The organism is Salinicola avicenniae, from assembly GCF_023736115.1.
Classification (GTDB): domain Bacteria; phylum Pseudomonadota; class Gammaproteobacteria; order Pseudomonadales; family Halomonadaceae; genus Salinicola; species Salinicola avicenniae.
On record NZ_JAKQZC010000002.1, the window covers coordinates 607,599 to 625,651 of the forward strand.

15 protein-coding genes are annotated in these 18,053 nt (G+C 65.5%); 4 read left to right on the plus strand and 11 right to left on the minus strand.

Annotated elements, in window-relative coordinates; all coding sequences use genetic code 11:
• The first annotated feature begins 173 nt into the window (after positions 1 to 173).
• The 3 genes from MC381_RS06310 to arfB all read left to right on the plus strand — a co-directional run bounded on the left by MC381_RS06310 (position 174) and on the right by arfB (position 2,430).
• A complete protein-coding gene (locus tag MC381_RS06310; protein WP_251976876.1) occupies positions 174 to 1,004 on the plus strand; it encodes a sulfurtransferase in 831 nt (276 codons plus the stop codon).
• Between the two features lie 139 nt (positions 1,005 to 1,143).
• Complete coding sequence (gene asd, locus MC381_RS06315; RefSeq protein ID WP_374708155.1) at positions 1,144 to 1,998, plus strand: archaetidylserine decarboxylase; 855 nt, start codon at positions 1,144 to 1,146, stop codon at positions 1,996 to 1,998.
• Between the two features lie 15 nt (positions 1,999 to 2,013).
• Positions 2,014 to 2,430, plus strand: coding sequence for an alternative ribosome rescue aminoacyl-tRNA hydrolase ArfB (gene arfB, locus MC381_RS06320; protein WP_251976877.1), 417 nt, complete (start codon positions 2,014 to 2,016; stop codon positions 2,428 to 2,430).
• A gap of 73 nt (positions 2,431 to 2,503) precedes the next feature.
• Here arfB and MC381_RS06325 read toward each other — a convergent pair whose 3' ends face one another.
• The 6 genes from MC381_RS06325 to MC381_RS06350 form a co-directional block, all read right to left on the minus strand.
• Complete coding sequence (locus MC381_RS06325) at positions 2,504 to 3,673, minus strand: M20 aminoacylase family protein (RefSeq protein WP_251976878.1); 1,170 nt, start codon at positions 3,671 to 3,673, stop codon at positions 2,504 to 2,506.
• A 58-nt stretch (positions 3,674 to 3,731) separates the two neighbouring features.
• Positions 3,732 to 5,252 (minus strand): M81 family metallopeptidase, encoded by a 1,521-nt coding sequence (locus MC381_RS06330; protein WP_251976879.1) that lies wholly within the window; start codon positions 5,250 to 5,252, stop codon positions 3,732 to 3,734.
• 85 nt (positions 5,253 to 5,337) lie between these two features.
• Positions 5,338 to 7,062 carry an ABC transporter ATP-binding protein gene (locus MC381_RS06335; RefSeq protein WP_251976880.1) on the minus strand — a complete coding sequence of 575 codons (1,725 nt, stop codon included), beginning with the start codon at positions 7,060 to 7,062 and terminating at the stop codon, positions 5,338 to 5,340.
• On the minus strand, positions 7,059 to 7,943 hold the full coding sequence (locus MC381_RS06340) for an ABC transporter permease (protein ID WP_251976881.1): 885 nt from the start codon (positions 7,941 to 7,943) through the stop codon (positions 7,059 to 7,061). Before MC381_RS06340 ends, MC381_RS06335 begins: the two co-directional genes overlap by 4 nt.
• Positions 7,940 to 8,887: an ABC transporter permease gene (locus MC381_RS06345; RefSeq protein ID WP_251976882.1), complete on the minus strand. Its 948-nt coding sequence runs from the start codon at positions 8,885 to 8,887 to the stop codon at positions 7,940 to 7,942. Before MC381_RS06345 ends, MC381_RS06340 begins: the two co-directional genes overlap by 4 nt.
• A 171-nt stretch (positions 8,888 to 9,058) precedes the next feature.
• Positions 9,059 to 10,699 carry an ABC transporter substrate-binding protein gene (locus tag MC381_RS06350; RefSeq protein ID WP_251976883.1) on the minus strand — a complete coding sequence of 547 codons (1,641 nt, stop codon included), beginning with the start codon at positions 10,697 to 10,699 and terminating at the stop codon, positions 9,059 to 9,061.
• Between the two features lie 358 nt (positions 10,700 to 11,057).
• Here MC381_RS06350 and MC381_RS06355 point away from each other — a divergent pair, with 358 nt between their 5' ends.
• Positions 11,058 to 12,008: a LysR family transcriptional regulator gene (locus MC381_RS06355; RefSeq protein ID WP_251976884.1), complete on the plus strand. Its 951-nt coding sequence runs from the start codon at positions 11,058 to 11,060 to the stop codon at positions 12,006 to 12,008.
• A gap of 5 nt (positions 12,009 to 12,013) precedes the next feature.
• Here MC381_RS06355 and epmA read toward each other — a convergent pair whose 3' ends face one another.
• The 5 genes from epmA to MC381_RS06380 are packed head-to-tail and all read right to left on the minus strand — an operon-like array spanning position 12,014 to position 17,875.
• A complete protein-coding gene (epmA, locus tag MC381_RS06360; protein ID WP_251976885.1) occupies positions 12,014 to 13,003 on the minus strand; it encodes an EF-P lysine aminoacylase EpmA in 990 nt (329 codons plus the stop codon).
• Positions 13,000 to 13,767, minus strand: coding sequence for an SDR family oxidoreductase (locus tag MC381_RS06365; RefSeq protein ID WP_251976886.1), 768 nt, complete (start codon positions 13,765 to 13,767; stop codon positions 13,000 to 13,002). Before MC381_RS06365 ends, epmA begins: the two co-directional genes overlap by 4 nt.
• 34 nt (positions 13,768 to 13,801) lie before the next feature.
• Entirely contained in the window at positions 13,802 to 14,893 is a 1,092-nt protein-coding gene (locus tag MC381_RS06370) for a M24 family metallopeptidase (protein WP_251976887.1), read from the minus strand.
• Positions 14,886 to 16,541, minus strand: a complete 1,656-nt coding sequence (locus MC381_RS06375) for a GMC family oxidoreductase (RefSeq protein ID WP_251976888.1) — start codon at positions 16,539 to 16,541, stop codon at positions 14,886 to 14,888. Before MC381_RS06375 ends, MC381_RS06370 begins: the two co-directional genes overlap by 8 nt.
• Positions 16,538 to 17,875, minus strand: coding sequence for an MFS transporter (locus tag MC381_RS06380; RefSeq protein WP_251976889.1), 1,338 nt, complete (start codon positions 17,873 to 17,875; stop codon positions 16,538 to 16,540). The genes MC381_RS06375 and MC381_RS06380 overlap by 4 nt, the downstream gene beginning before the upstream one ends.
• Between the last annotated feature and the right edge of the window lie 178 nt (positions 17,876 to 18,053).

The window sequence follows — 18,053 nt, forward strand, 5'->3', positions numbered from 1 at the left end:
TCGATCGCCCGACGCCGCCACCCGGCCGCCAATTCTCGCCGCGAACGCCGCGCTCTGGATCGGGTACGCGACGAGGCGCCCGTGGTGTCGACATCGGTACGGGCTGCCAGCAGCGCAGCACTATGCCATCATCACGGACACTCAACGTTTGCACGCCTTCAGGAGCCAATGCCATGAGTTCGGAAATGCCCAGCCTGCCGCTGATTATCGATTCGGCAACGCTAGCCGACCACCTCGGCGACCCGAAGCTGCTGATCGTCGACGTACCGCTCAAGCCGGAAAGCTATGGCGACGGCCACGTGCCCGGCGCAATCTATCTCGATCACCGGCGGCTGTTGGCCGGCAGCGGCGATGTCCCCAACGACGTGCCGTCGGAGACCGCCCTGAGCGCGCTTTTCTCCGAGCTGGGCCTGACACCGGATACCCATGTTGTCGCCTACGACGATGAAGGGGGTGGCTGGGCCGGCCGCCTGTTGTGGACGCTGGAACTGATCGGCCATCGCCGCTACTCCTACCTCAACGGCGGTATTCATGCCTGGCGCGCCGACGGCCAGCCCGTCGAGACCGATGCCAAGCCCCCCGTTCCCAGCCAGTATGAAGCGGCCTACCTCAATCCCGAGGCACAGATCCGTCGCGAGGAGCTGCTGGCCCGCCTGGATGACCCGACGCTCGCCGTCTGGGATGCGCGTTCGCGGGAGGAGTACGAAGGCACCAAGGGCGACAACCGCAAACGCGGCCATATCCCCGGCGCAGTCAACTTCGACTGGCTCGATGTCATGGACCGCCAGCGCGAGCTGCGCCTGCGGGACTACGCCGAGCTCATCTCCGAACTCGAGGCGCGCGGCCTGACACCGGACAAGGAGATCGCCACCCACTGCCAGAGCCATCACCGCAGCGGCTTGACCTGGCTGGCCGCCAAGGCGCTGGGCTTCGAGAAGGTTCGCGCCTACCCCGGTTCCTGGAAGGAGTGGGGCAACCACGACGATACGCCGGTCGAAACCTGAGGGTCACGTACCGGTCCGCCGCCGGGCCCGCCGACTCGCGGTGCCAGGCGGCCACCAACGCTATTGCGCGGCCTGGCCGGTACCGCTACCTTGTCCGCCCGCTTCACCCTCTTTCACACTTTCGGGAACCGACATCATCGTGGATCGCCAGGAACTGTTCGCCAGAATCCAATATCCGCTGCCCCAGCACGCGATCTCGCGGCTGATCGGCAAGGTTGCCGAGAGCCGCGTACCGTGGGTCAAGGATCTCTTCATCCAGCGCTTCATCCAAAGCTACGGGGTGAACATGGACGAAGCGCTGCAGCCCGACCCCGCCGCCTATGCCTGCTTCAATGACTTCTTCACTCGGGCGTTAAAGCCGGACGCGCGCCCGATCGGCGAGCAGCTTGTCTCTCCCGCCGACGGCGTGCTTTCGCGCTACGGTCGTATCGAGCACGGCACGCTGATCCAGGCCAAGGGACAGACCTACTCCCTGCACACGCTGCTCGGCGGCGATACGGCTCGCGCGGCCCCTTTCCGTCAGGGTAGTTTCGCCACGGTCTACCTGTCACCCAAGGACTATCATCGGGTGCATATGCCGGTGACCGGAACACTGCGCGAAATGACCTACGTGCCGGGCCGGCTCTTTTCGGTCAACAGCGCGACGGCCAACCATGTGCCCGGCCTGTTCGCGCGTAACGAACGCCTGGTCTGCCTCTTCGACACCGAACACGGGCCGCTGGCGATGGTGCTGGTCGGCGCGATGATCGTCGCTGCCATCGAGACCGTGTGGGCCGGGCAGATCACGCCGTTGAGCGGCCAGGTACAGACCACCCGCTTCGATGAACGCGTCGTGATCGAGAAAGGTCAGGAGATGGGCCGCTTCAAGCTTGGCTCCACCGTGGTCATGTGCTTCGGCCGCGAAACTGCCTTTGGCAACTTCGACCCGGAAGGCAGCCCGATTCGCATGGGCCAGACGCTGGGCGCCCTGCCCGGCGGCGCCGACACCCACTGACCCCTCGGAGCCACCATGGCGCTGGATATTTCCCGCAACGTTTCGATCCCCGACCACGAGATCGAACTGCACGCCGTGCGCGCCCAGGGTGCCGGCGGGCAGAACGTCAACAAGGTCTCCTCGGCGATTCATTTGCGCTTCGATATCCGCGCCTCCAGCCTGCATCCCGGCTTCAAGGAGAAGCTGCTGGCACTGCGCGACAAGCGCATCACCCGTGACGGCGTCGTGGTGATCAAGTCGCAGGAGCACCGCACGCAGGAGCTCAACCGCGAGGCCGCACTGGCCAGGCTCAAGGAGCTCATCAAGCCGGTCCTCTACGGGGACAAGCCGCGCCGCGCGCCCCAGCCCTCCCGTAGCGCCAAGCGCAAACGGGCCGACCAGAAAACCAAGCACGGCCAGAAGAAACGCCTACGCGGCAAGGTCGAGGGCTAAGCCTTGCACGCGTCTCTTCCGCCGGCCGGTTAGCGCTGCCGTCAGCGCATCACTGCGTCCTTCATCAACTCGTTCAGTCCGCCAGCTCGTTCAGACGCCGCTCGGCCACCCGCGCCAGCAGGCTGGCACCGACCGGCAGGATACCGTCGTCGAGCACGAACGCCGGATTATGCACCGGGACATCGCCAGCATGCCCGACCCAACAGTAGGAGCCGGGCACGACCTTGAGCATGTCGGCGAAATCCTCGCTGCCCATTGCCGGGCGCTCCAGATCGGCGACGTTGGTTTCGCCGACGATATCCCTGGCCGCCGCCGCCAGCGCGTCGGTCTGTACCGGGTCGTTGTCGAGCACCGAAAAGATATTGCGGATATCGACCTCGATCTCGACGCCGAAGGCCACCGCCAGCCCTTCCGCCAGTTCGCGAATCCGCCCATGGATCAGCGCCGCGACATTGTCATCGAAGGTCCGAATGGTGCCGGAGAGCGTCGCCGATTGCGGAATGACATTGTAGGCAGACCCCGAGTGCAGCTGGGTGATCGATACCACCGCGGCATCCAGCGGATCGGCATTGCGGCTGACGATACTCTGTATCGCCTGGGAAAGCTGGGTCGCCACGACGATAGGATCGCGGGCATTGTTGGGCTGTGCGCCGTGGCTACCGCGGCCGCGAATGGTGATATCGAAGAACTCCGCGCCGGCCATTGCCTTGCCGCTCATGACACGAATCTGACCGTGACCGAGATACGGTGCATTGTGCAGCGCGTAGATCTCGTCGCACGGGAACCGCGTGAACAGCCCCTCGGCGATCATGCGACGAGCGCCACCGAGGCCTTCCTCGGCCGGCTGAAAAATCAACACCACGCGCCCGGCGAAATCGCGCGTCTCGGCGAGATAACGCGCCGCCCCGAGCAGCATGGTGGTATGGCCATCATGCCCGCAGCCGTGGAAACGCCCGGGATTCAGGGAGGCAAACGACAACCCGGTCTCCTCGTCCATAGGCAGCGCATCCATGTCGGCGCGCAGGCCAAGCGTCTTGCCCGGCCCATGCTGCCCGTCGACGATACCGATCACTCCCGTGCCGCCGATGCCGGTGTGAACCTCGAGTCCGAGTCGGCGCAGATAGTCGGCAACGATGCCGGACGTGCGCTGCTCCTCGAAGCCGATCTCGGGATGGGCGTGAATGTCGTGGCGAATCTCGATCATCTCATCGGTGAACGCGTCGATACGTGGCAGTGTCGTCATGGTGACTCCGAGCAAAGGTGGAGGATGAGGTCATCGACAGAAAAGTCAGACGGACAAGTCAGGCGGGCTCGGCCGCAGGCGCGAACGGCTGACCTAGCGGTGACGTTCGCAGGCCGGGGCGCAAATGCTTCCACGGCAGTACGGCAGGATCGACCGCCATCGGGCCGGGCGCGGCGCAGACCAGAATCGCCTCGGCGATCGGTGCGAAGTCGGCGCGAAAGTGAACCGAGCTCTTGTTGACCAGGATGGCCTGCTCGAGCGGCTCGATACCGACCGAGCGATACATGGCCTGATCCGCCATCTGCGCCTTGCGACTGACCACGACGACGCGCACGTCGCCGACCCGCAGACAGGCCGATGGCCCCATGTCGAGCCGCCCGCCGCCGAAGTAGGGCCCGGGCGCGATAAAGCATCCGTCGGAGAGCGACTCGACCACAAAGTCGGCCTCTAGCGGCGAGTCGCCGGGGATGGCGGAACGCCCGCCCAGCGCGACATGGATCGTCGCGCCGACGCCGGCGGCGTGCGCCGCGCCAGCCGCATCGGGATCGAAAACGTTGCCGAGAGCGGCACGCCGGGCGCCGCACGCCACCAGTGCCTTCAGCATGCCCATGGTGTCGGCATTGCCCCCGGCGCCGGGATTGTCCTGGGTATCGGCGATCACCACCGGCTTCGAGGCGCCCGTCGCCAGGCGCATGGCCTCGCGCACGCCCTCTTCCGGCGTATAGACCCGGCCGGCAAACGCCGACTCCTGGGCCGCGATGCGCGCGACCAGCGCAGCGGCAGCCGCGTCGGCGCGGGTCTGGTCAAGGCCATAGACGATGACGCTGGGCCCGCAGTCGACGAAATCCGCCGCCGGAAAGCCGGTCAAGAACGAGACCGACGGCAGCGCTTCGCTCTCCATCGCCGCCACTTCGGCATAGAGGGAACGGCACGGCTCCTCCGCCGTGCACTGCCAGGCGATCGGCATCAGGTAGTCGAGCTGGCGAAAGGCCTTGGCCGGGCGGATGCCGCTTTCCAGCAGCCATGCCATGGCAGTGGCGCAGCGCGCGCCGGTCTCGGCCATATCGACGTGCGGGTAAGTGCGATAGGCGATCAGCATATCGGCCTGCTCGACCATCAACGGCGTGACGTTGCCGTGCAGATCGAGCGTCACCACGATAGGCACGCCGGGGCCGACCAGCACCCGTACGCGACGGAGCAGCTCGCCCTCGCCGTCATCCAGGTGTTCGGCGACCATGGCGCCGTGAAGATCGAGATAGACGCCATCCAACGGCATGACAGCTTCGATGGCGGCCAGCAGCCGCGAGGCGATGCACTCGAAGGCATGCTCGGTGACGTGGGCGGAGGGGCTAGCGGTCGTCCAGAGCGTCGGAGCCAGCGTCCAAGATTGCGCTTCGGGCGCCTCGATGAAACCGCAGAGCCCGATGTTGCTCTGCGCCACGGCACTGAAGATCGCCCTGCCCTCGGTCAGCGGAGGCGTGCCACTACCCCGCTGGAAATCCTCGAGCGTCGCCGGGCTCGGCGCAAAGGTGTTGGTTTCGTGAAGAAAGCCACCGACAGCGATGCGGGGTAAAGACATGAAGCATTCCTTCTAGATGATGCGATAACGTCGTGACGCGTAGGCCGAGGACAACACAGGACGGAGACGGGCAATCCGGCTGGCGTCAGCGCGCCAGACTCACACCCGGACGCTCGGCCCGGTAGACCTCATCGAGCGGTTTGAAACCCGCGAAATCCCAGTGGCGCCCGGGCGCCGCCAGCATCAGCGACTGGGTATAGGCATGCTTCGGCGCGCCCAGCACCTCGCCGGCCGGGCCGTATTCGACGATCTCGCCCTGCTGCATCACCATCACCTCGTCGCAGATCTGGGCGGCGACCCGCAGGTCATGGGTAATGAACAGCACCGCGACACCCAGCCGCTGCTGAATATCCGCAAGGAGCGCCAGCACCTGCGTCTGCACCGACACGTCGAGCGCGGAGACCGCCTCGTCGGCGACCAGTACGTCGGGCTCCATGGCCAGTGCTCGCGCAATCGCGATGCGCTGCCGCTGGCCCCCGGAAAACTGATGCGGATAGCGTTCCAGCGCATCCTCGGGTAGCCCGACCAGTGCCAGTAGCTCTGCGGCACGAGTCAGCGCCTCCGCCTTCGGCGTACCGTAGTTGACCGGTCCTTCGATCAGGCTGGCGCCCACCGTCAGACGGGGATTGAGCGACCGGAACGGATCTTGAAAGATCATCTGGATGCGCTTGCGATGCGGCTTGAGCGCAGCCCGGCCGAGACTGGCGATGTCCTTGCCCAAGACCCTCACGCCGCCACCGGTTGGCGCAATCATGCGCATCACGCAGCGTGCCACGGTGGACTTGCCGGAGCCGCTTTCGCCAACGATGCCCAGCGTTCGCCCGCGTCGCAGCGCGAAACTGATATCGTGCGCGGCCAGCTTGCCTGTCCCGGACTGGCCCCGCAGCCGCTGCCAGCGGGAAGTCCCGCCATAGCGCATCTCCAGCTCGATCGCCTCGAGCACCACCTCCGGGCTCATCACCTCGCGCGCGGGTCGCGGCCGTAGACTGGGCACCGCCTGCAGCAGCTGACGCGTGTAGTCGGTGCGCGGATGACGCAGCAGCGCCTCGATCGGTTGTGTCTCGACCACCTCGCCATGGCGCATGACACAGACTCGGTCGGCGATATCCGCGACTACTCCCATGTCGTGGGTGATGAACAGCACCGATGTCCCGTGGCGCTGCTGCAGTGCCTTGATCAGTTTGAGGATCTGCTGCTGCGTGGTGACATCCAGCGCCGTCGTGGGTTCGTCGGCGATCAGCAGTCGCGGCTCCAGAATCAGCGCCATGGCGATCATGATCCGTTGACGCTGGCCACCGGAGAGCTGGTGCGGCCAGCTCTCGTAGACGCGCTCGATATCCGGCAGCTGAACCTGATCGAGCATGTCGAGCACGCGCTCGCGGCGTTGGCCGCTCGAGAGTCCGCGTTGATGCATGACCAGCACTTCCTCGATCTGCTCGCCGACGCGCATCAGCGGGTTGAGCGCCGTCATCGGCTCCTGGAAGATCATCGCCACGCGCTGGGCGCGAAGATCGCGGAGCTGGCGTGACGTGGCCGACAACAGCGCCTGACGCTCGAGATGGATCTCGCCGCGGGCTACCTCGAGGATGCCCTTCGGCAGTAGCCCCATGATCGCGAGCGAAGTGACCGATTTTCCCGAACCGGACTCCCCGACCAGACACAGCGTTTCGCCCGCCGCGATATCGAAGCTGATCCCCTTGAGAATGGTCTTGGCAGGGCTGGATTGAGTCCGCACGACCAGCTCGCGGAGCTCGAGAACGGTCTCGGCGGGCGCAGTCGGGGACGGCGGCATGGCCTGCATGGCGGTCATCGTTCACCTCCGCGCTTGTTGAGCCGGGGATCGAGACGGTCGCGCGCGGCATCGCCCAGCAGGTTGATCGACAGAATGCACAGCGACAGCATCAGCCCCGGCCAGAAGATCAACGACGGCTTGATCAGAAAATAGGTTCGCCCTTCGGACATGATATTGCCCCAGGTCGGCGTCTCGGTGCCGAGACCGGCGCCGAGGAACGACAGGATCGCCTCGGTCAGGATCGCCGAGGCACAGATATAGGTGGCCATCACGATCAGCGGCGCCAGCGTGTTGGGCATCAGATGTCGCCACATCACCGTCGACAGGCTGCTGCCGAGCGATATCGCCGCCTCGACATAGGGCTCCTCGCGCGCCGACAGCACGACCGAGCGAACCAGCCTCACCACGCGGGGAATCTCGGGAATGGTGATGGCCGCCATGACGGTCCACAGATTGGCACTGGTGAGCGAGACAATGGCGATCGCCAGCAACACGTTGGGGATCGCCATCAGGCCATCCATCACGCGCATGACCACGGCATCCAACCCGCGAAAGAAGCCGGCCAGAATACCCAGCGGCAAGCCGATCACGACAGCGATCAGCGCACTGCCGATACCCACCGTCAGCGATACCCGGGCACCGTAGAGCACGCGGGACAGCAGATCGCGTCCGTAGGCATCGCTACCCAGCCAGTAGGTGTCATTGGCAGGCTGCAGCCGTGAGGCCGGGGACATCTGCAGCGGATCGTGCGGTGCCAGCCACGGGGCGAGGACGGCGGCCATCGCGATCAGTGCCAGACAGACACCGGCCACGATAATGGCCCAGCCGGGACGGTGCGCGGGCCACAGTCGCAGCCGCCGCGCGCCGATCAGTGGCGCGGAAGAAGAGATCGGGCTCATTGGTAGCGAATCCTCGGATCGAGCAGTGCGTAGGAGAGATCGATCGCCAGGTTGATCAGCACGTAGACGCCGCTGGTCACCAGAATCAGACCCTGGATCACCGGGTAGTCTCGCGACAGGATCGCGTCCACGGTCAGACGCCCCAGCCCGGGGATGTTGAAAACGCTCTCGGTCACCACGACCCCGGTGATCATTAGAGCGAAACCGGTGCCGATGACCTCGAGGATAGGTACCCCGGCGTTACGCAGCGCGTGCTTGAACAGCACGCGCTTCTCGCTGGCGCCCTTGGCGTGTGCCGTGCGAATGAAGTCCTCGCCGAGCACATCGAGCATGCTGGCGCGAGTCATCCGCGCGATCAGCGCGATATAGATCGTCGACAGCATCGTTGCCGGCAGGATGGCGTGCTGGAGGAAAGGCAGAAAGCCCGACTCGGAGAGGCGACTGAAGCCCTGCACGGGCAGCCAGCCGAGATCGATCGCGAAGAGCTTGATCAGCAGGTAGCCGATGACGAAGACCGGCACCGAAAAGCCGAGCACCGAGAGCGACATTACCGCCTTGTCGATCAGGCTGCCGTGCTTCCAGGCCGCAACCACCCCCATCGGCACGGCGATCACTACCGACAGCACGATGCTGAAAAGGGCAAGACTGATCGTCGGCTCCAGGCGCTGCGCCATCAGTTGGGTCACCGGCAGGTTGGACATCAGCGACGTGCCGAAATCGCCACGAAGCAGCGCGCCGGTCCATTGGAAGAACTGCAAGTAGAGCGGCTGATCCAGCCCCAGCGAGGCACGGATACGCTCGAGCTGTGCCGGCGTTGCCATGTCACCGGCGATGATCGCTGCCGGATCGCCCGGCGAGAGCCGCAGCAGCAGAAAGACGAATAGCGCGACCACGATCATGACGGGCACCGCCGCCAGACATCGACGCAGACAGTAGCTGAACATGGCTATGCTCCTGTGCGCGAACCCGAGCCTTCGGCGACGCAGGCTCCGGGTCCCCAAGTGCCAGAGATTCGCAAGAATCCGGTGTTCAAAAGCGTCAGGTGTTCGACAGTTCGAGACCACCGAGCCACCATCGGCACGGCGCAGACGAGGCGTCGTGCGCCGTGCCGCGACTCATTCGGCCTTGGTGATATTCCAGAACACCGGGACCGGCGAATGCAGGATGCCGGAGAGATCATTGTTCCAGGCGGCCGGAATCGAGTACTCGCCCAGCGGGATGTAGGTCACCTGTTCGAAGGCATGCGCCTGAATGCGTTCGGCAATCGCCTTGCGATCCTCGTCGCTTTCGGCCTTGGCAAACGCTTCGCGCATGGATTCGAGCTCGGCGTCATCGGGCCAGCCAAACCAGCCGCCGTCCGCCCCGCGCCCATTGAGCATCGGGCTGACCAGCGGATTCCACACTTCCGGGATGTACCAGTTGGTGAAGAACATATTCCAGCCCCCCTCGCCCGGCGGCTGCTGGCTGGCGCGGCGCGTCACCAGGGTCTGCCAATCCATCGGCTGCAGGTCGACCTGGAAGCCGGCCTGACGCAGCAGCTGCGCGGCGATCACCGGCTGGGGGCTGACGGTGGGCGCATCCGTGGGCTGCATCATCACGACCGGCGTGCCGTCGTAGCCGGCGGCCTCGAGCATCTCGCTGGCGGCTTCGGTACCGCCGCCGGTCGCCAGTGTCTCCGGCGCCCCAGCCTCGGTGGCCAGCGGCGTCTGGCAGCCGTACATCGAATCACAGGTGGTATAGAACTCGGGATTGCCGATCAGCGAAGCCAGCACGTCGGTCTGGTTCATCGCCGTCAGTGCCGCGCGCCGAATCTCGGGGTCGTCGAATGGCGGGTAAAGGAAGTTGAAGCGGCCAATGGTCTGGCTGCCAAGCTCGTTGATCTTCTCGACGGTGAGATCCGGATTGGCCTGCAGGACCGGCAGCAGATCCACCGACGGCGACTCGAGGAAGTCGATCTCGCCCGAATTGAGCGCATTGAGCGCGGTCTGGGCGTCGCTCATGTTGATCCACTCGACGCGATCGACATCGACCACCTTGCCGCCGGCCGTCCAGCTGGCCGGCTCCTCGCGCGGCACGTAATCGGCGAACTTCTCGTAGACCACCCGGTTACCTGGATCGTACTCATCGGCGACGAAGGTAAAGGGACCGGAACCGATCTGGTCCTCAACCGTCAGCGTCTCGTCCGGCGATTTGCTGGCGATACGTTCCGGCATCACGAACAGCGGTACCGATGACGGCTTGGCCATCAGTTCGAGTACATAGGCGAACGGCGACGAGAGCGTCAATGTCATGGTGCGCTCGTCGGTGGCCTCGACGCTATCGACATGATCCAGCAGCATCTGGCCGCCACCGTCGCGATCCGCCCAGCGCCGGAAGGAGGCGACCGCATCGGCAGCCGTCACCTGGCCACCATCGTGCCACTCGAGACCCTCGCGCAGCGTGAAGGTATAGACCATGCCATCGTCGGAAACCGACCAGTCGGCCATCTGCGGCTGCGGCTGGAACTGGTCGTCCATGCCCAGCAGCGTGTCCCAGATCATATAGCCGTGATCGCGGGTGATATGCGCGGTGGTGGTGATCGGATCGAGCACCCGTAACCCGGAATGCATGACGGCACGAATCGTGCTGGCGTCGGCCGGCATCGCGGCCAGGGTCGAGACGGCGCCACAGGTCGTGGAAAGGAGTGTTGCCGCCGCCACACCGCCGAGCAGACGGCGACGCGTGGCGGAAAAACGACGCGAAAAGAGAGTCGTCATGCGCAAACCTCATTGTCGATCTTATGATTGTGATGAGCGCGCCGGACCCGGACGGAAGGATTGTTGCCGGCGCAGCAAGGCGCCATTTATTAGTTTCCGCTCACAGACCGTTCGCTCTCTCGAGAGTAAGCCAGCTTGACGGGGAAACAATGGACTCGATGCATCTTAAGTGTTGCCTTCAAAGCAACACTGTGACGATGATGATTGCTGACGGTCGATGACGATCCGCTCTGGCGATCACGCCAGGCCACCCGGGTCGACGTCCAGCAGGTAGACGCCCAAGACGGACAGCGAGACCGCTTTGCGCGCGTCTCGCCCCACAATGACAAGATCGACAACAAGGCAGGGAGCGCACGGCATGACGCAGGAGTGTCCCCGAGGCAGCGCACCGCTGAATACGCGCTGGCTGCACTATTTCCATGAGGCGATAGACGCCGGCTCGATCCGCGCCGCCTCGGATCGACTGGATATCGAGCCGTCGGTGATCAGCCGCCAGATCCGCCAGCTCGAGCAGGCCTTGGGCACTCCGCTGCTGGAGCGTCACGGTCGCGGCGTACGGGCCACCGAAGCCGGGCGACTGTTGATGGACTTTCATCGCGAGCGCGATGTCGCCGAGCAAACTCTCTTTGGCCAGCTCGCGGCGCTGGATGGCCTGCAGCGCGGGCATATCAGTCTCGCCGTCAGCGAAGGCTACAGCGACCGCCTGATGAGCGGCGTGATGAACGACTTCTGCGCCCATCACCCGCAACTGACCGTCGAGCTCAATCTGGTTGCCGTCAACGAGGTAGTCCGCCAGGTCTACGAAGGCCAGGCCCATATCGGTATTGCCTACGCCCCACGCCTGACGCCGGGCATCGAGGCTGTCGCCAGCGCACGCCAGCCGCTCTGCGCCATCGTCCACCCGCAGCATCCGCTGACCCGGCGTCCGCAGCCGCTGGCCCTGGAGGACGTGCTGGCCTGGCCACTCGGCCTGGTCGGACACGGCTTCGGCATACGCCAGCTGATCGATGCGGTCGAGACCATGAGCAAGCGCCACTTCCACGCGAGCCTGATCAGCAACTCACTGGCGACGCTCAAGCAGTACGTGAGCTCCGGCAATGGCGTGACCTTTATCGGTCACGTGGCCCTGCTGCACGAGATCCGCCGCCAGCAGCTGGTGGCGCTGGAGATCGATCACCCCATCTTCCGCGAGGCGGAGAGCCACGTCATCGTGCGTCAAAACCGGCCGCTCGCCCCCGCTGCACGCCAGCTACTGGACGATATCACTCGCCTATGGCCCTTCGGGCCGGAGAAACCGATCGCGCTGTAGCGCCGTCAGCAGCGCGGTGTCGGAAACGCGATCACCTCGGCGAGACTCGCCTTGCCCAGCGCCAGCTGAATCAGCCGGTCGACGCCCAGCGCGACACCACTGCCGGCCGGCATGCCGTGATCGAGCGCCGCGACCAGGCGTCGGTCGACATCGACGATCGGCTTTCCCAGCGCCGCGCGCTGTCGGTTATCGGCGGCGAAGCGCGAGGCCTGCTCCTCGGCGTCGGTCAGCTCGTCATAGCCGTTTGCAAGTTCCAGCCCGTGAAGATAGATCTCGAAGCGCGCCGCGACCTCGACCCCGTCTTCAGAATCCTGACGCTTGCGCGCCAGCGCCGCCTGCGACGCCGGATAGTCGATGACCACATCGAGCCCCTCGCGACCGAGATCGGGCTCGATGACCAGGCTCATCAGCAGGTCGAGACAGGTGTCGCGATCGGCGTCATCCATGGCCATGCCGCTAGCGTCAAAGGCCCGCGCCCGCAGCGTCGGCAACGGCGCAGTGAAGGGGTCGAGCGACAGCGCCTCGCGAAACAGCTCGCGATAGCGCCGCCGCCGCAGCGGCCCGGGGTCGGCGGGCAGGACGAGGCGAATCAGCGCCTCGCACTCCTCGATCAGCGCAGTCAGCGACCAGCCCGGCCGATACCACTCGAGCATGGTGAATTCGAGATTGTGACGCCGTCCGACCTCGCCGTCGCGAAAGCTGCGCGCCAGCTGAAAGATCGGGCCACTACCGGCCGCGAGCAGCCGCTTCATGGGAAATTCCGGCGAGGTCTGCAGCCACAGCCGCTCGCGTCCATCAGGCGTCGTCGCCTCGAGCGCGAGCGAATCGAGATGCGGATCGGTGGAGCCACCGTGGCCGAGAATCGGCGTTTCGACCTCGAGCACGTCACGCCGCGCGAAGAAGGCCCGGATCTCGGCGATCAGCCGCGCCCGCTGGCGCAAAGTCTCGAGCGAGGCGCTGGGCAGCCAGTCGATCGGTTCGTCGATGGCTTTCACGCGTGGTAGACCTGGCTGCGCCCGCCGTCGACGAGGATATCGGTGGCGTTGATGAATCGGGCCTCGTCGCTGGCCAGAAAGAGCGCGGTGTTGGCGACTTCCTCCGGCTCGCCGATACGCTGACACGGCAGCAGCATGGCCTGCTCGTGGCGCGCCTCCTCGCTCAGCCCATCCAGCCAGGCCTGGGCCGCCGGCGTGCGGATCAAGCCGGGCGAGATCGAGTTGACGCGGATGCCGCGCGCCGCGTATTCGATCCCCAGTGAGCGGGTCAGCCCGATCAGGCCGTGCTTGGCGACAGGATAGGGAAAGGCGCCGGGAATGATCTTGTGGCCATGGACGGAAGCGATATTGACGATATGCCCGTACTCGCGTTCGAGCATGCCCGGCAGCACCGCCTGAATCACGTGCCAGGCGCCCTCCAGATTGATCGCCAGACAGCGGCGCCAGGTGGCGCTGTCGGTGTCGAGGGGGTCGGCGAAGACGTTGACGCCAGCGGCATGGATCACGATATCGACCCGCCCCAGTGCCGCCTCGGCGTCGGCAACGGCGCCCGCGACCGCCGTTGCCTCGGCGACGTCCGCTTCGACGCCGGTGACACGCCGGCCGCTCTCCCGCTCGAGGCGCGCACACTCACGAGTCAACGCCGCGCGATCACGATCCAGCAGCGCCACCTCCGCGCCCTCGGCCAGAAAAAGCTCGGCCGTCGCCAGCCCGATGCCGCTGGCGCCGCCGGTAATCAACGCGGTGCGTTGCTTGAGTCTCATATTCTCTCCGCTTCGATGACGATGATCGACACGCTCACTCTCTTGCCAGCCAGCCGGCCAGCGACCAGGTCCGACCGCCGGCGTCGAACTCGAGCGTCGGCCAGTCGCCGGTGCGCGTCACCAGACGCCCGCCGCCGCCGTCGAGCAGCAGGGTATCCTCGCTCTTGACGCCCGGCAGCGTGGGATTGAAGGCAAATGCCTGATGGGCGACCGACTGCCCTCGAGCCGTCGGCGTCAGGATCAAATCACGACAACCATAGCCCGCTGGCCCGCCCTGGTGGTGACGCCGCCAACCCTGGGTATGACCCTGGCGCTCGTAGGCCTCACTGATCGTCGCGAACAGCGCCTCCCAGGACAGCCCGGGGCGAACCGCTGCCAGGGTCTCGGCATGAATGGCGGCGGCCTGACGATAGCGCGCCAGCAGCGCGGCTTCCACCTCGCCGAAGCGCACCATCCGCGTCAGGCTGACATTCAAGCCGTCGCGTTCGGCGCCGAGGGTCAGCAACGCCCGCTGCGAAAGCCGAGCGTCGGTCGGGATGGGGTGCGGATAGCGATCGATGCGCGCGTCGAAGGCCACCAGCGTGCAGACCGGCCGAATGCCGGCCTCGAGACAGTCGTGCAGGATTCGCGCTTCGATATCGATCTCGCGCTCGCCGGGACGCAGGTTCGCGGCGATCGTCTCGACAATGCCGGCGGCGTCCTGCCCGAGCCGGGACAGCCGCTCTCGCTCGAGCGCGTCGAGTTCGAATCGCAGCGGCAGCAGGTGTTCCGCGATACAGGTGGCGCCGGTCATTGGCAGATCGCTACCGAGCCGTGAAGCCGATCCATCGAACCCTAGCCTTGCCAGTGCCACGTCGGCCGTCTCGTACCAGGCGTAGGTGGCGGCCACGACCTCGAACGGATGCGGCTCCTCCTCGCGCAAGCGGTCGATCTCGTTGTCCGGGGCGACGAGATAGACCTGCTCGGGGGTGACCAGCAGGCTGGCCACCCCCACCGCCGAACGTTCGACGACATGATAGGTCGCCCCTTGGGTCAGCCAGGCGACGGACTCCCGCGACGAGAGCAGCACGCCGTCGAGCCGCCAGTCGCGCAGCCGTTCGCGTAATGTGGTGAGTCGTTCAGACATGCGCTATCTCCTTCTCGGCATGGGGCTCCGCCCTGGCCAGGTCGGCCAGCACGAGATCGGCGGCCCGGTCGGCCACCGCCATGACGGCGGCGTTGGTATTGCCGCGAACGATGTTGGGCATCATCGACGCATCGATCACGCGAAGGCCCTCGACACCATGGACCCGCAGATTGGCCCCGATGACCGCCATCGGATCGTCGGCACGCCCCATGCGGCAGGTGCCGACGGGATGATAGCCGGTCTTGACCGTCCGACGGCAGTGCTCGGCGATCGCGTCATCGCTTTCGACCTCGGCCCCGGGGAAGATCTCCTGCTCGACCATCGCCGCGACCGGCGCCTGTGACAGTACCCGGCGAGCAAAGCGGAAGCCGGCAATGGTTCGACGCAGATCCTCGGGCTCGCGATAGATACCGGTATCGACGATTGGCGCCGCCGCCGGATCACGCGAGGCCAGGGCCACGCGGCCTCGCGAGGCGGGCCGCAGCAGCAACGAGTTGATCGTCACCCCATGGCCGGGATCGGTCCCCATGACATCGCGGTCGAGATAGACCGTCGGCACGCAGAACATCTGAATGGAGGGGAGATCACCGCCATCGGCCGGGTCGAAAAAGGCACAGGTCTCGACCCCCGTGGTGGTCACCGGGCCGGAGCGAAACAGCAGATACTGCAGGCCCGCCTTCAGCATCTTCAGGCCACGATCCTGACCGTAATAGCCGAACACGCCGCGGGTGCGCGCCACGACCGGCACTTCGTAGTGGTCCTGAAGATTGGCCCCCACCCCCTCGAGCGGTACGTGGCATTCGATGCCGTGATCGGCGAGCGCGGCCGTTGGCCCGATACCCGACAGCATCAGCAGTTTCGGCGTCTGATAGGCGCCGGCGGCCAGCAGCACTTCCCGCGTCGCGCGGACTTCGAGAATCTTGCCGTCACGCTCGTACTCGACGCCGACGACACGCCCCTGCGCCAGTATCAGCCGATTGACCCGCGCCCCGGTTTCGACCGTGAGACGGGGGTCGTGCATGACGGGCTCGAGAAATGCCTGATAGGCGCCGCAGCGCTGCCGGGTCCGCCAGTCGATCGTGTGCTGCATGAAGCCGACGCCGCCCGGCCGTCCGGCATTGAAATCCGGCGTATAGGGAATGCCCATGCCCTGCAGCGCCTTGACGTAGGCGCGACTCATGGGACTGAAGTGCCCCAGATGCGAGACCTTCAAGGGGCCGGCCACGCCATGCTCGTCGCCGCCGAGATGGTCGTTGTCCTCCTGGGACACGAAGTGCGGGCGCAAGGTGGCGTAGGACCAGTCGATGTCGCTGCCGGCGACCGCCTGGTTCCAGTCGGCGTAGTCGGCTTCGTGCCCCCGCAGGTAGACCATGGCGTTGACCGCCCCGCCACCGCCCAGCACGCGAGCCTGCGGTACCGTCGGGCCGCGCCCGCCCAGCGAGGGCTGCGGTCGCGTTTCGTGCATCGTCAGGTAGGCGTCCTTCTCCAGGAACTTCATGTAGCCGGCCGGCAGGTCCATCAGCGGATGGGTCTTCGACTTGCCGGCCTCGAGCATCAGCACCCGGGCGGAGGAGTCCCGAATCAGGCGGGCCGCCATCACGCAGGCCGAACTGCCGCCACCGACGACGATGTAATCGTAATCACTCATGCCTGTTCCCCCGCTGCCTGGCTTTCACGGTTACGGCTAGCTTCCTCGCGCCCGTTCGTTCCCGTTCGGCTGGCGCCCGCACGGCTGCGCTCGCCGGGATCTTCAGGCGTCACCAGGAAGAACCAGGAGAGGATGGCGCTGACGACGTAGAGCGCGGCATAGATCCAGACCACGCCATCCATGCCCATCACGTTGTTGAGCAGGCGATAGAGCACGGGACCGATGAACGTGGAGAGTCCGGCACTGAGGCAGTAGATCGCCAGCGCATTGCCCTTGTCCTCCTCGTCACAGAGCGAGGCGATCAACGCGGCTGCCGGTACATAGCCGCAGAGCGTGATGCCGTAAAGACAGGCAAAGACCAGGCTGAGCAGATAGTTGCCGCCGCTCCACTGCGGTACGAAGTACATCAGCAGCATGGTGACGGCAGAACCGAGACCGCCCACGAAGGTGAGAATGCGACGCCAGCCGATCCGGTCGCTGAGATTGCCGATGACCGGATTGAAGCTCATCCCGACCAGGCCCATGATGGTGATCAGCCCGAGATAGCCGGACTGCGAAAAGCCCATCTGCTCGGTGAAGAACCCGGGCAGGAAGATGAAAAAGCCGAAGTAGGGCGTGGTGTTGATGATGCGCACCACGCCCGCCACCGCAACGCGCGGCCTCCGGCCCAGGATGTCGATTCCCCCCAGCAACGCGCGGCCCATGCTCATATCACCGCGCGCCACCAGTGGCTGAAAGCCGGTGCGCTCTCTGACCGCCAGCATCCCGATCGCGAAGCCGCTGATCACCAACGCCAGCGACAGCCAGAAGGTGGGATATTCGCCGATCACTGCAATGGAGACGATTGCCACGGCTGAACCCAGCGTCGGCAGACCGCCAGTGAACACCAGCCAGAACCAGCCGGTCGCCGCGCCGCGCTGACCGGCCGGCGTCGCTGCCTGAATCCAGACCAGAAAGGCATAGGCGAACATGGGATAGGCAATCCCTCGCAGGCCATAGGTCAGGAAACTCAGCGCGAAACTCTCAGCGGGTAGCGCTACCAGCAGAAACAGCACCTCGAAGACGACCCAGATGACGCCACCCAGCAACATGACTCGCCGCGGGCCCCATAGCGAGGAGAGCGCCCCCGCCAACCACGAACCCAGCGTTACCGTGATGCCGTAGAAACTGATGATGGTGGCCGCCGTATCCAGGGTGAAGCCATTGCCGGCCATGTAGGGGGCCAGGTAGTTGGATTCCACGCCATCGCCGATCATGAAAATCAGCACCGCCACGTAGCCCCAGAAAAGAGGAGCTGGCAGCCCCCACCGGTCCAGCTGTCGTCTCCAACCCATATTGCGCCTCGCTTCTCGTTCCACTCACAATTCGCTGTATCGCCGAGCGCGGCATGCCTGACCGGTTACACCAGAGTCTAATAGGCGCCTTCGGCATCTGGTAATACCATGTCTTACAACCTGTATTACAAGATATACGACCATCGAATGAGGCAGAGCTCGCCGGGGGCATGTACCC

Excerpts from the sequence above, each read along its gene's own strand:
- MC381_RS06310 (WP_251976876.1), top strand. The coding sequence starts at position 174 with ATGAGTTCGGAAATGCCCAGCCTGCCGCTGATTATCGATTCGGCAACG.
- arfB (WP_251976877.1), top strand. The coding sequence starts at position 2,014 with ATGGCGCTGGATATTTCCCGCAACGTTTCGATCCCCGACCACGAGATC.
- MC381_RS06325 (WP_251976878.1), bottom strand. The coding sequence starts at position 3,673 with ATGACGACACTGCCACGTATCGACGCGTTCACCGATGAGATGATCGAG.
- MC381_RS06330 (WP_251976879.1), bottom strand. The coding sequence starts at position 5,252 with ATGTCTTTACCCCGCATCGCTGTCGGTGGCTTTCTTCACGAAACCAAC.
- MC381_RS06335 (WP_251976880.1), bottom strand. The coding sequence starts at position 7,062 with ATGACCGCCATGCAGGCCATGCCGCCGTCCCCGACTGCGCCCGCCGAG.
- MC381_RS06340 (WP_251976881.1), bottom strand. The coding sequence starts at position 7,943 with ATGAGCCCGATCTCTTCTTCCGCGCCACTGATCGGCGCGCGGCGGCTG.
- MC381_RS06345 (WP_251976882.1), bottom strand. The coding sequence starts at position 8,887 with ATGTTCAGCTACTGTCTGCGTCGATGTCTGGCGGCGGTGCCCGTCATG.
- MC381_RS06350 (WP_251976883.1), bottom strand. The coding sequence starts at position 10,699 with ATGACGACTCTCTTTTCGCGTCGTTTTTCCGCCACGCGTCGCCGTCTG.
- MC381_RS06355 (WP_251976884.1), top strand. The coding sequence starts at position 11,058 with ATGACGCAGGAGTGTCCCCGAGGCAGCGCACCGCTGAATACGCGCTGG.
- MC381_RS06365 (WP_251976886.1), bottom strand. The coding sequence starts at position 13,767 with ATGAGACTCAAGCAACGCACCGCGTTGATTACCGGCGGCGCCAGCGGC.
- MC381_RS06370 (WP_251976887.1), bottom strand. The coding sequence starts at position 14,893 with ATGTCTGAACGACTCACCACATTACGCGAACGGCTGCGCGACTGGCGG.
- MC381_RS06375 (WP_251976888.1), bottom strand. The coding sequence starts at position 16,541 with ATGAGTGATTACGATTACATCGTCGTCGGTGGCGGCAGTTCGGCCTGC.
- MC381_RS06380 (WP_251976889.1), bottom strand. The coding sequence starts at position 17,875 with ATGGGTTGGAGACGACAGCTGGACCGGTGGGGGCTGCCAGCTCCTCTT.